The 12,608-nt window shown below is 70.1% G+C and carries 9 protein-coding genes; 2 read left to right on the top strand and 7 right to left on the bottom strand.

Translation table 11 applies throughout. The features are described from left to right. Positions 1-24: 24 nt before the first annotated feature. Positions 25-645 carry an MBL fold metallo-hydrolase gene (locus tag NWFMUON74_RS25920; RefSeq protein ID WP_187684388.1) on the bottom strand — a complete coding sequence of 207 codons (621 nt, stop codon included), beginning with the start codon at positions 643-645 and terminating at the stop codon, positions 25-27. Then, on the bottom strand, positions 642-1,724 hold the full coding sequence (locus tag NWFMUON74_RS25915) for an S-(hydroxymethyl)mycothiol dehydrogenase (protein ID WP_187684387.1): 1,083 nt from the start codon (positions 1,722-1,724) through the stop codon (positions 642-644). The genes NWFMUON74_RS25920 and NWFMUON74_RS25915 overlap by 4 nt, the downstream gene beginning before the upstream one ends. A gap of 276 nt (positions 1,725-2,000) precedes the next feature. Between NWFMUON74_RS25915 and car the strand changes: the two genes are divergently transcribed. After that, positions 2,001-5,504 (top strand): carboxylic acid reductase, encoded by a 3,504-nt coding sequence (gene car / locus NWFMUON74_RS25910; RefSeq protein WP_187684386.1) that lies wholly within the window; start codon positions 2,001-2,003, stop codon positions 5,502-5,504. 25 nt (positions 5,505-5,529) lie between these two features. Here the strand turns inward: car and pnuC are convergent, their stop codons facing one another. The 5 genes from pnuC to lpdA all read right to left on the bottom strand — a co-directional run bounded on the left by pnuC (position 5,530) and on the right by lpdA (position 11,245). Next, the gene (gene pnuC / locus NWFMUON74_RS25905; RefSeq protein WP_197986913.1) at positions 5,530-6,162 is read right to left on the bottom strand and encodes a nicotinamide riboside transporter PnuC; all 633 of its coding nucleotides are present in this window, start codon (positions 6,160-6,162) and stop codon (positions 5,530-5,532) included. Between the two features lie 146 nt (positions 6,163-6,308). Continuing rightward, positions 6,309-7,652 carry a dihydrolipoamide acetyltransferase family protein gene (locus NWFMUON74_RS25900; protein WP_187684385.1) on the bottom strand — a complete coding sequence of 448 codons (1,344 nt, stop codon included), beginning with the start codon at positions 7,650-7,652 and terminating at the stop codon, positions 6,309-6,311. A gap of 36 nt (positions 7,653-7,688) precedes the next feature. Continuing rightward, complete coding sequence (locus NWFMUON74_RS25895; RefSeq protein ID WP_197986912.1) at positions 7,689-8,672, bottom strand: alpha-ketoacid dehydrogenase subunit beta; 984 nt, start codon at positions 8,670-8,672, stop codon at positions 7,689-7,691. 20 nt (positions 8,673-8,692) lie between these two features. Then, positions 8,693-9,784, bottom strand: coding sequence for a pyruvate dehydrogenase (acetyl-transferring) E1 component subunit alpha (gene pdhA / locus NWFMUON74_RS25890; RefSeq protein WP_187684383.1), 1,092 nt, complete (start codon positions 9,782-9,784; stop codon positions 8,693-8,695). A gap of 12 nt (positions 9,785-9,796) precedes the next feature. Next, on the bottom strand, positions 9,797-11,245 hold the full coding sequence (gene lpdA, locus NWFMUON74_RS25885) for a dihydrolipoyl dehydrogenase (RefSeq protein WP_187684382.1): 1,449 nt from the start codon (positions 11,243-11,245) through the stop codon (positions 9,797-9,799). A 449-nt stretch (positions 11,246-11,694) separates the two neighbouring features. On the opposite strand from lpdA, the gene NWFMUON74_RS25880 reads away from it, so the two are divergent. Continuing rightward, positions 11,695-12,606: an alpha/beta hydrolase gene (locus NWFMUON74_RS25880; protein WP_187684381.1), complete on the top strand. Its 912-nt coding sequence runs from the start codon at positions 11,695-11,697 to the stop codon at positions 12,604-12,606. The last annotated feature ends 2 nt before the right edge of the window (positions 12,607-12,608 follow it).

Raw genomic sequence — 12,608 nt, 5'->3', positions numbered from 1 at the left:
AGGCCGACCGCGGCGGCGAATCGGTCAGTGCCCCCGGTGAATCCACTCGCTGAGGTGCGGCGCCTCGGCGCCGATGGTGGTGGAGTCGCCGTGCCCGGTGTGCACGATCGTGTCGCCCGGCAGCGCCAGCAGCCGGGTTCGGATGGACTCGATGATGGTGGGAAAATGCGAAAACGACCGTCCGGTCGCGCCGGGGCCACCCGAGAACAACGTGTCGCCGGTGAATACGACCTGCTGTTCGGCCAGGTACAGACTGCAGCAGCCCGGCGAGTGGCCGGGCGTGTGCAACACCTGAATAGCGGTGTCGCCGAGCGGGATTCGCTGGCCGTGCGCCAGCGGACGGTAGTCGACCTCGGGATGCACCGCGCGCCAGAGCATGTCGTCGGCGGGGTGCAGCAGGATCGGCGCTCCGGTCGCCGCGGCCAGCTGCGGTGCGACGTTGATGTGGTCGTTGTGGGCATGGGTGCAGACCACCGCCGTGACCTTGCGGTCGCCCACGGCGGCGAGTACGGGCGCCGGGTCGTGAGCGGCGTCGACGATCACCGCCTCCGCGTCGGTGCCGACGACCCAGACGTTGTTGTCGACATCCCAGCAACCGCCGTCCAATTCGAAGGTGCCGGAGGTGACCACGCGCTCGATGTTCACAGCACCACCACCGAGCGCAGCACCTCACCGTGGTGCATCGTGGTGAACGCCGGTTCCACCCCGTCGAGCGGAATGCGTTCCGTGACAAAGCGTTCCAGCGGCAGGCGGCCCTGGCGGTACAGGTCCAGCAGCATCGGGAAATCGCGTTCGGGCAGGCAGTCGCCGTACCAGGAGGACTTCAACGCCCCACCGCGGGAGAAGAAGTCGATCAGCGGCATCTCCAGGCGCATGTCCGGCGTGGGGACGCCGACCAGCACCACGGTGCCCGCCAGATCGCGCGCGTAGAACGCCTGCTTCCAGGTCTCCGGGCGGCCCACCGCGTCGATCACCACGTCCGCGCCGAAACCGCCGGTCAGCTCCTGCACCCGCTCCACCACGTCGTCGCCGGCCCGCAGCGTGTGGGTGGCGCCGAGTTCGGTGGCCCACTCCAGCTTTCGCGGATCCCGGTCGATGGCGATGATCGTGGTCGCGCCGGCCAGCCGGGCCCCGGCGACGGCGGCATCGCCGACGCCACCGCAGCCGATCACGGCCACCGAGTCGCCGTAGCGCACGTTGCCGGTATTGATGGCCGCGCCGAGTCCGGCCATCACGCCGCAGCCGAGCAGCCCGGCCACCGCCGGGTCGGTCTCCGCGTCGATGACGGTGCACTGGCCCTCGTGCACCAGGGTCTTGTCGGCGAACGCGCCGATACCCAGCGCGGGGGTCAGGGTGGTGCCGTCGGCCAGCGTCATCGGGCGGCTCGCGTTGTGGGTGTCGAAGCAGTACCACGGCTTTCCGCGCTTGCAGGCACGACAGGCGCCGCACACCGCGCGCCAGTTCAGCAGCACTCGGTCACCGGCCTGCACATGGGTGACGGCGTCGCCCACGGTCTCCACCACGCCCGCGGCCTCGTGGCCGAGCAGGAACGGGAACTCGTCGTTGATGCCGCCCTCGCGATAGGTCAGATCGGTGTGGCACACCCCGCATGCCAGCACCCGCACCACCACGTCGTGCGGCCCCGGATCCGGGACGACGATGTCGACGATCTCGACCGGCGCTCCGGCGCTGCGGGCGACGACGCCGCGAACCTTCTGGGACATGGACCTCTCCTCACTGCCACCGCTCGCCGCGGCGAGCCACCACCTCGGATCGTAACCGTGTCCGCCGCGCGTGATGTGACGCACGCCTCAATGCCGCCTAGCTCGGGCGATGCCGTGACCCGCGACGACGCACTTGACAGTGTGTCGCGGACGGCGCGACCGTAGTGATAGTTAGCGTGGGAAATTAATTGCGGCGGGATGTGCTTGCCCCGCGCGCATCGACTGTCGAGCAGGGTGCCGGACAACTCGGAGAGGTCGGGTATGGACGTCTTGGGGATGGATATCACGCAGGAACAGCAACGACTGGTACGGCGGGCGACGGAGCTGATCGGGCGCGACGAGCAGCTTCGCGCCGCGCTGCCGGACGACGCCGTGAGCAGGGCCGTGCAGGCGCCGGAGCTGGGATCGGCGCAGGTTGTGGCCACTCTCATGACGGGATACGCCGACCGACCGGCGGCCGGTCAGCGTGCCGTGGAGTACATCGCCGACGACAGCGGCCGCCGCCATGCGCGGCTGCTGCCCCGATTCGACACCATCACCTACGGGCAATTGTGGGAGCGGGTGCGGGCGCTGGCCGCCGCGTGGCATCACGATCCCGAACGGCCTACGCGCGCAGGCGATTTCGTCGCCGTGCTCGGCTTCACCAGTATCGACTACACCATCGTCGATCTCGCGTGCACCTACCTGGGAACAGTCGGGGTGCCGCTGCAGGCGGGCGGGTCGCTCGCACAGCTGACGCCGATCGTGGCGGAAACCGAGCCCCGCGTACTCGCCAGCGACGTCGAACAGCTCGGTGCCGCAGTCGATCTGGCGCTCGCCGCCGAGTCGGTGCGCTCGCTGGTCGTCTTCGACTATCACGCCGGGGACGACGACCACCGCGGCGCGCTCACGGCCGCCCGCGCCCGGCTGGCCGGTCGATCGGTGCTCGTCGAGACGCTGGACGACGCGCTGGACCGCGGTCGCGCGCTGCCGCCCGCCCCGCTGCGCACCGGCGCGGCCGAGGACGAGCTCGCGTTGCTGATCTACACCTCCGGGAGTACCGGAACACCCAAGGGCGCAATGTATTCCGAGCGGATGCTGGCCCGGATGTGGCGCAGCGGCGGCGATCATCCGCTGCCCGCGATCGGGTTCGGTTACATGCCGATGAGCCACATCGCCGGGCGAGCGTCGGTGATCGGCTGCCTGGCGGTCGGCGGCACCGTGTACTTCGCGGCCCGCAGCGATATGTCCACCCTGTTCGAGGACATCTCGCTGGCCCGGCCGACACTGGTGTTCTTCGTTCCGCGCGTGTGCGACATGGTGTTCCAGCGCTTCCGCAGCGAGGTGGACCGCAAGGTGGCGGCCGGTGGCGACCCGGCTGATGTCGAGCGGGAATTGAAAACCGAACTGCGCGAACACTTCCTGGGCGGCAGGCTACTGCTGGCATTGGTCGGCAGCGCGCCGGTGTCCCCGGATATGCGTGCGTTCATGGAGTCGGTGCTCGACATCGGGATGTTCGACGGCTACGGCGCCACCGAGACCGGCGGCGGGGTGCTGCTCAACAATCGGCTGCAGCGTCCGCCGGTGCAGGACTACAAGCTGGTGGACGTGCCGGAGCTGGGGTATTTCGGTACCGACAAGCCTTATCCGCGGGGCGAGCTGCTGATCAAGGCCGAGACGCTGGTGTCGGGCTACTACAAGCGCCCGGAACTGAACGCCGAGATCTTCGACGCCGACGGCTTCTACCGCACCGGCGACGTCATGGCCGAGATCGGCCCCGACCAGCTGGTGTATGTCGATCGGCGCAACAACGTGCTGAAGCTGTCCCAGGGCGAGTTCGTGGCGGTGTCGAAGTTGGAGGCCGTCTACGCCGGAAGCCCGCTGGTGCGCCAGATCTATGTGTACGGCTCCAGCGAGCGCGCCTTCCTGCTGGCGGTGGTCGTGCCGACCGCCGCCGCCGTATCGGCGTACCCGGAGGTCGCCGACCTGAAGGCGGCCATCGCGGAGTCGCTGCAGCGGGTGGCCAAGGACGCCGGACTCGAGTCCTACGAGATTCCGCGCGACTTCCTGCTGGAGACCGAGCCGTTCAGCATGGCCAACGGGTTGCTGTCGGGCATCGCGAAGTTGTTGCGGCCCAAACTGAAGCAACGCTACGGGCCGCGACTGGAGCAGCGTTACGAGGAGCTGGCGCGCGAGCAGGAGGACGAGCTGTCCGCGCTGCGCACGGCCGCTGCCGAGCTGCCCGTGCTGGATACGGTCGGCCGTGCCACCAGGGCGCTGCTGGGCTGCGCCGGAACGGATCTGATGCCCGACGCGCATTTCGCCGACCTCGGCGGTGATTCGCTGTCGGCGCTGTCGCTGTCGAATCTGCTGCGCGAGATCTTCGACGTCGACGTGCCGGTGAGCGTAATCGTCGGTCCGGCAACTGATCTGCGGTCGCTGGCCGCCTACATCGAGACCGAGCGCCGCACGGGCGGCACCCGGCCCACGGCGGAGTCGGTGCACGGCGGCGGTACCGAGATCCGCGCCGCGGACCTGACCCTGGACAAGTTCATCGACGCGGCGACCCTCGCGGACGCGGCCGGCCTGCCCCGCGCGCCACACCCGCCGCGGACGGTGCTGCTGACGGGCGCCAACGGTTACCTGGGACGATTCCTGTGCCTGGAATGGCTGGAGCGGCTGCATACTTCGGGCGGCACGCTGGTCTGCGTGGTACGCGGCCGCGACGCCGCGGCGGCCCGGGCACGGCTGGATGGCGTGTTCGACAGTGGCGACCCGGAGCTGCTGCGGCGGTACCGCGAGCTGGCCGACGGCACGCTGGAAGTGCTCGCGGGAGATATCGGTGAGCCGAATTTCGGTGTAGGCGAGTCGAACTGGCGTCGGCTGACCGACACCGTGGACCTCGTCGTGCATCCGGCGGCGCTGGTGAACCATGTGCTGCCCTACGACCAGCTGTTCGGCCCCAATGTCGTCGGCACCGCGGAGGTGATCCGGCTGGCGTCGACCGGGCAGCTCAAGCCGGTGACCTACCTGTCCACGGTCGGCGTGGCCGCGCAGGTGGACCCGCAGCGATTCACCGAGGACGGCGATATCCGCGAGATCAGCGCGCGGCGCTCGCTCGACGACAGTTACGCCAACGGTTACGGCAACAGCAAATGGGCGGGTGAGGTGCTGTTGCGGGAGGCGCACGACCTGTGCGGGCTGCCGGTGGCGGTGTTCCGCTCGGACATGATCCTGGCGCACAGCCGCTACGCCGGTCAGTTCAACCTGCCCGATATGTTCACGCGGCTGCTGTTGAGCGTCCTCGCGACCGGGGTGGCGCCGAAGTCGTTCTACCGCACCGATTCCGGCGGTAATCGACAGCGCGCGCACTACGACGGCCTGCCCGCCGACTTCACCGCGGCGGCGATCACCGCCCTCGGTGCCCGGGTCGACAACGGGTTCGAGAGCTTCGACGTGCTCAACCCGCACGACGACGGCTTGTCGCTGGATGTGTTCGTGGACTGGCTGATCGCCGCCGGCCATCCGATCGAGCGCATCGACGACTACGCGCACTGGCTGTCGCGGTTCGAGACCGCCCTGCGGGCCCTGCCGGAGGCGCAGCGCCGCCATTCGGTGCTGCCGCTGCTGCACGCCTATCGGCAACCGGACGTTCCGATGCCGGGAGCGGTCCTGCCCGCGAAGAAGTTTCAGGCAGCCGTGCAGCAGGAGCGGATCGGCGCGACCGCGGATATCCCGCACCTGACTCCCGCGCTGATCGAGAAGTACGCGGCGGATCTGCGCCTGCGCGGGCTGTTGTAAGCGGGCGCGCCGCTCGCGCGGCCGTTCACGCGGTGATCGGCGGCGCGAGCAGGCGCTGCCGGGCCCGATACTCGCGGCGCCAGCGGGTGAAGCCGAACAGCACCATCACGAAGAAGATGCCGTAGACCGCGCCGGAGACGTACAGGCCGGAATGGAAGGCCAGCGGGACTCCGACCAGATCGACGAGCATCCAGATGATCCAGAAGTCGACCAGGGCGCGGCTCTGCGCGAAGGTGGCGATCGCGCTGCCGACGAAGATGTACGCGTTCGCCCACGGGGACCACGCGATGTGCAGCCAGGTCAGCCGGATGAACAGCTCGGCCACCAGCACGGTGCCCAGCGCCAGCACGGTCAGCAGGACGGCGCGTTCGCGCGCGGTCGCGGGACGTACCAGCAGACCGCCGCTGTCGCGCCGGCCGCGGGTCCAGGCGACCCAGCCGTATCCGGCGAGCGCGAGGAACAGAAGCTGTTTGAGCGCGTTCCCGGGCACGTGCGCGTCCAGCGAGGCGGCGAGCAGCAGCAGCGCACCGGCCAGTTGGACCGGCCAGGTCCACATCGTCTTGCGCATGGCCAGCCAGACCACGGCCAGCGACAGCACGTTCCCGATCAGGTCGGTCCAGAGAATGTGCTCGCCGAAGAGCTGGAATCCCGCGTCCACCTCTCGCCCAACCCGCGAGGCGGCGCGCGGTATTCCCGCCGGAACGGACCGGGGTGACGGGCGGCTGGTGGCCTGCCCGTCACCCCGGCACTACTCCCGCCCGCCCGAGGTGGGGATCGGGTTCCTCGTGCACTTGTGGTGCAGAGCTAGGTGATGATGCGCAGCGGGTGTTCCAGCAGTTCCTTCAGGTGCTGCAGGAACTGGGCCGCCACGGCGCCGTCGATCGCGCGGTGGTCGGCGGACAGGGTCACCCGCAGGATCTTGCGGGCGACCACCTCGCCGTCGGCGAGACGCACTTCGTCCTGGGCGGCGCCGACGGCGAGGATCGCCGACTCCGGCGGGTTGATGACCGCGGTGAACTGCTCGATGCCGAACATGCCCAGGTTCGAGATGGTGAACGTGCCGCCGGACATCTCGTTCGCGCGCAGCTTGCGGTCGCGTGCCCGCCCGGCCAGCTCCCGGGTCTCGGCCGCGATCTCCGAGACGCTCTTGCGGTCGGCGTCGCGCAGCACCGGCACCAGCAGCCCGGCCGGTGTCGCCACCGCGACGCCGAGGTGAATCCCGTGGTGACGCACCAGTTTGTCACCGGCGAAGGAGACGTTCACCGCCGGATCCGCGCGCAGTGTCGAGGCCACCGCCTTCACCAGCAGATCGTTCACACTGACCTTGCCCTTGCCCGCGGCCTCCAGCGTGGCGTTGATCCGGCCGCGGAACGTGAACAGTTCGGTGACGTCGATCGCGCTCGTCAGATAGATGTGCGGCGCCTGCCGCATGCTCTCGGCCAGCCGCTTGGCCGACACCTGCTGGATCGTGGTCAGCGGCACCTCGTCGTGATCGCCGGATGCCGGTGCGCCGCCGACGGTCCCGGTGGCCTCGGCCGGTTCGGTGTGCGCCGGGGCCGTGGATCGGCCGCCCGGACCGGAATCGTAGGCCGTGTCGCCGACCACGGCTTCGGCGCCGGTCCGCGGCGCGGAAACGCCTGCGGCACGGGCGGACTCGACATCGCGGCGGGTGATCCGGCCGCCGGGCCCGGTGCCCGTGACCGCGGCCAGATCGACGCCCAGTTCGCGAGCGATCTTGCGGGCCAGCGGAGACGATTTGGGCCGCTGTCCCGGCTTCGGCTCCTCGGCCGAGCTCGAGCCGCCGGTCTGCACGGCCGATGCCCGGCTGGCCGAACCGGACGCCTCGACAGCCGGTGCTGCCGGGGCCGATGCGCCCGGAACCGCCTGTGCGCCCGCGGTAGTCCGCGGTCCGGTCCCGTCCCCGACGATGGCGATCGGCTCGCCGATCGGGACGCGGGCGCCCGCGTCGGCGAGGATCTGCTCGAGGACTCCGTCGTCGTAGGCCTCCAATTCCATGAGGGCCTTGTCGGTTTCGATCTCGGCGAGCACCTCGCCGCGGGTGACCTGGTCGCCGACCTGCTTGAGCCAGGAGGCGATGACGCCGTCCTCCATGGTGTCGGACAGGCGGGGCATGGTGATTTCAGGCAAGGGGGGTGTCCTTCGGAGTGGGCGTGCGGGCGGCGCTCACCGGCGGCGGCCCACGGCCGCAAGGGTTTCCACCGCGGCGGTGTACAGGGAGTCGGCGGAGGGGAGCGCGAGCCGCTCCAGCGGCTTGGCGTAGGGCAGCGGCACCTCGGCCATCGCCACCCGCCGCACGGGCGCGTCGAGGTAGTCGAAGGCCCCGTCGGAGATCGAGGCGGCGACCTCGGCCCCGATGCCGTAGGTGAGCCAGTCGTCCTCGCCGATCACCGCGCAGCCGGTCTTGCGCACCGACGCCACCAGGGTGTCCCGGTCCAGCGGCCGCAGGCTGCGCAGGTCGATCACCTCCGCCGAGATCCCTTCCGCGGCCAGCCGTTCGGCTACCTGCGTGGCGACGGTGGCCATCCGGGAGTAGCCGATCAGCGTGATGTCGGTACCCGGTCGCGTGACCGCGGCCTTGCCAATCTGGATCGGCGGAAGATCTTCGGGCACTTCACCTTTGGTGTTGTAGAGCGCCAGATTCTCCAGGAACAGCACCGGATCGTCGTCGGCGATCGCCGCCCGCAGCAGGGCGCGGGCGTCGGCGGGAGTGCTCGGCGCGACCACCTTCAGCCCGGGCACGAACGCGTAGTACAGCTCGATGTTCTGCGAATGCGTCGCGCCCAGTTGCTGTCCGCCGCCGCCGGGAGTGCGGATCACCATCGGCACACTGGTCTGGCCGCCGAACATCCCGTAGATCTTGGCGGCGTGATTGACGATCTGATCCAGCGCGAGCAGCGAGAAATTGATCGTCATGATCTCCACGACGGGTCGCAGCCCGAGCATGGCCGCGCCGATGGCGGCGCCGACGAAACCCTCCTCGGCGATCGGTGTGTCGCGCACCCGCTTCTCGCCGAACTCGGCGAGCAGACCGGCGGTGATCTTGTAGGAACCCTCGAAAACGCCGATCTCCTCGCCGATCAGCAGGATGTCGTCGTCGCGGCGCATCTCCTGGCGCAGGGTGTCGCGCAGGGCCTCGCGATAGGTCATGACAGGCACGGTGGCAGTCCTCAGACGGTGAAGAGCGGGTCGGCGGGCAGGCGGCGGGAGTCGCCGGGGACCGGGGTGGCGTAGTTGTAGTCGAACAGGCTGTCCGGCTCCGGATGCGGGCTGGCGTCGGCGAATGCCACGGCCGCCTCGACACCCTCGCGCACCTCGGCCTCGAGGTCGGCGGTGTCCTGTTCCGACAGCACTCCGGCCGCGACCAGTTCGGCCGCGAACCGCACGATCGGGTCGTGCTCGCGGGCGGCCGAGATGTCCTGGGCGGAACGGTATTTCGCCGGGTCGACGACGGAGTGCCCCTTGAGGCGGTGGCTGACCGCCTCCAGCAGCGCCGGTTTGCCTTCGCGCCGTGCGCCTTCCAGCAGTTCGGCGGCGATATCGCGGACCGCCAGCACGTCGGTGCCGTCCACCCGTTCGCCGCGCATCCGGTAGGAGTCGGCCCGCTTGTACAGGTCGGGCTCGGCCGAGGACCGCTCGACCGTGGTACCCATGCCGGTCCGGTTGTTGATCACCAGGAACAGCACGGGCAGCCGCCACAGCGCCGCGATGTTCAGCGACTCGTGGAAGGCGCCGATATTCGTTGTGCCGTCGCCCATCTGGCACACCACGACATCGTCGCCGCCGCGGTAGTCGATGGCCAGCGCGGCGCCGACGGCCAGCGGGACCTGCCCGCCCACGATGGCGTAGCCGCCCAGCAGCCGGGTCGCCGTGTCGTACATGTGCATCGACCCGCCCCAGCCCTTGGAGGTGCCGGTGGTGCGGCCGTACAACTCGGCCATCACGCGCCCCGGCTCGATGCCCTTGGCCAGGGCGTAACCGTGTTCGCGGTAGTTGGTGAACAGGTAGTCGGTGGGGCGCATGGCCGCCGCCAGGCCGACGACGGTGGCCTCCTCACCGAGATTGAGGTGACAGTAGCCGCCGATCTTGGCCTGCTGATAGCTCTGCGCGGTGCGCTCCTCGAACCGGCGCACGAACAGCATGTCGCGATACAGCCCGCGCAGCGTCCGCGGGTCCTCGTCGGCGAACCTGTTGTCCGCCTCGGTCGTCGGCTTGGCGGCGGCCTTGCGGGTGCTCTTGCGCGGGGCGGTGGTCGTGGTCACGGGTGGGACTCCTCAACGCTGGCGCGGCGCGATGTGTACCGGCAGGCCCAGCCCGGTCAGGGCCGCTTCCATGCCGATCTCGCCGAGGGTGGGGTGGGCGTGGATGGTGTCGGCGAGTTCGTCGAGGGTCGCCTCCAGCGCGATGGCCAGGGCGCCCTCGGTGATCAGGTCGCTGGCCGACGGGCCGATGATGTGCACGCCGAGCACTTCCTGATGCTGTTGTCCGGCAACGATCTTCAGGAAGCCCTCGGTGTCGCCGAAGGTGCGTGGCCGGCCCAGCGCCGCGAACGGGAACTTCGCGGTCAGCACCTGGTGGCCGGCCGCGCGCGCCTGCTCCTCGGTGAGACCGACCGAGGCGATCTCGGGATGGGTGAAGGTGGCCGCGGGGATCACCGTGTAGTCGATGTGGGCGGGACGTCCGGCGATCACGTCGGCGGCGGTGAGTCCCTGATGCGACGCGACGTGCGCGAGCAGTGCTCGGCCGGTGACGTCGCCGATGGCGTAGACGTGCTCGACGTCGGTGCGCAACTGGTCGTCGACCTCGATGAAACCCCGTGCGTCCGTGCCGATTCCGGCGGCGTCCAGGCCCAGGTCCGCGGTGTTGGGACGGCGGCCGACCCCGACGAGCACCACATCGGCGTCGAGCGCGCGGGCGTGCGGCCCGGCGACGGTGACGCGCAACGGCGCCGCGGCCGTGATCGATTCGACCGTCGATCCTGTCAGGACGGTGATGCCGCGCTTGGCGAACGAACGGCCCAGCGCGGTCCCGATGTCGGTGTCCTCCAAGGGGACCAGGCGGTCCTGCAACTCGACGATGGTGACCTCGCTGCCGAAGGTGGCGAACAGGCTCGCCCACTCGGCGCCGACCGCGCTGCCGCCGACCACCACCAGCCGCCGGGGCACCTCGGTCAGCCCGAACGCGCCGTCGGAGGTGATCACGCCGGGCAGGTCCGCCCCGGGGATCGGCAGCCGGGCGGGAACCGAGCCGGTCGCGATGATCACGTCGCGCGCGTCGACGCGGCGGATCGCGGTGGTCGGGGCGGCGGCGTAGCGCGGGCCCCCGGGGAAGACCGGCGACGGGCCCACCTCGTGTACCTCGACGGTGGTGGGCCCGGTGAACCGGGCGTGACCCTCGAGCACCGTCACGCCGTTGGCGCGCAGCAGGCCCGCGACCCCGTCGGTGAGTTCCTCGACCACACCGTCCTTGCGCTGGCGCACCGCGTCGAAGTCGAACCGGACGTTCTCGGCGAGCACGCCGAAATCGGCTGCGGCACTGACGGTCTGGAAGACCTCGGCGGAGCGCAGCATGGCCTTGGTCGGGATGCAGCCCCAGTTCAGGCAGACGCCGCCGGGCCGCTCCTTCTCCACCAGGCCGACCGACAGCCCGCGCTGCGCCGCGCGGATGGCGGCCACGTACCCGCCGGGGCCGCCGCCCACGACCAAAAGATCGAACTCCGGCACTCGTGGTGCTCCTAATCTCGACGATTCCGACCCCGCCCAGGTTGTGGCACGGGTCATCGCGAAAGAGTCTCGTCGCCACGCAGTGCACAAACAATGACCCGGAAGCCCAGGAATCACGCTCCGAAAATGGGCTCAGTGCCCAATTGGTCCGGTTGATTCGCTGGGGAACCGCACAGCGAGACACGCCGAGTGGCCGAACTTTCGACCGCTCGGCGCGGTTCTGTGCCGGAAGGTTGCCGTAGTGGTCGCGTCCGGGCGCAGCACACGGCCGGACCTGTGCTCCGACGCCGGGCACCGGCCGCCACACCGGGTTGCTGCGAACCGCTTGGCGCGCAAGTCGATCGATGACACGCGGGCTCCGACGCGCTGATCTGCCCGGGATTGCTGCGCTCGGGTGATCTTCCGCGTACAACGGAATGGTGAGGGCTTCGAGATGGTCGGCCGCGCTCATGAGTGTGCTGATGGGCGCCGTCGCGATAGGTATCTGGTCCAGTGGCGAGGCGTCGGCGCAGGCGCGGGTGGTCGGCGAGAACCCCCTGGGCGGTTCCGTCTCGCAGGTGGACGTCTACTCCCCGGCGATGGATCGCGTCGTGAGCAACCGGGTGATCCGGGCCGCCGGGGGATCGGCGCCCACGCTCTACCTGCTGACCGGTATCGGCGGCGGCCTGGACGGCATCTCCTGGTGGGACGACACCGACGTCCGGGATTTCTTCGCCGACAAGCACGTCAACGTGGTGATGCCGATCGGCGGCGCCTACAGCATGTACACCGATTGGCTCTCCGACGACCCCGTGGTCGGCCGCGGCCGCTGGCAGACCTTCCTGACCCAGGAGCTGCCCGCGGCGCTCGACCCGCACCTGGGCAGCACCGGCCGCAACGCGGTCGCCGGGGTGTCGATGAGCGCTGCCTCGGCCATCGACCTGGCCATTCAGGCGCCGGAACGCTACAGCGCGGTCGCCGCCTACAGCGGTTGCCCGTGGTCCTCGGATCCCGCCGGAATCGGCCTGGTCTCGGCGCAACTCGTCAAGGGCGGCGCGAACCCGGGGAACATGTGGGGCTTCCCGGGCACCGGGGCCTGGCCCGTGCACGACGCGTTCGCCCGCGCCGGCGCGCTGGCGGGAAAGACCATCTACCTGTCGGCGGCCACCGGCGCGCCGGGTGCCATCGACGAAGGCGGTCTGCCGTTCCCGCCGGTCGAGGCGATAGCCAGCGCCTGCACCGGCGCCTTCGCCGGGCGGCTCGCCCAGCTCGGCATCCCCGCGATCCATGTGAACCGGCCGGAGGGCTCGCACACCTGGGGTCAGTTCGAGGCCGACCTGCACGACTCGTGGCCGCATCTGGCCGCCGCGCTCGGCGCATGAGA

Source organism: Nocardia wallacei (assembly GCF_014466955.1).
Taxonomy (GTDB): Bacteria; Actinomycetota; Actinomycetes; order Mycobacteriales; family Mycobacteriaceae; genus Nocardia; species Nocardia wallacei.
The sequence above is the reverse complement of the archived record's forward strand: the minus strand, read 5'-3'. Positions and strand labels throughout refer to the sequence as shown.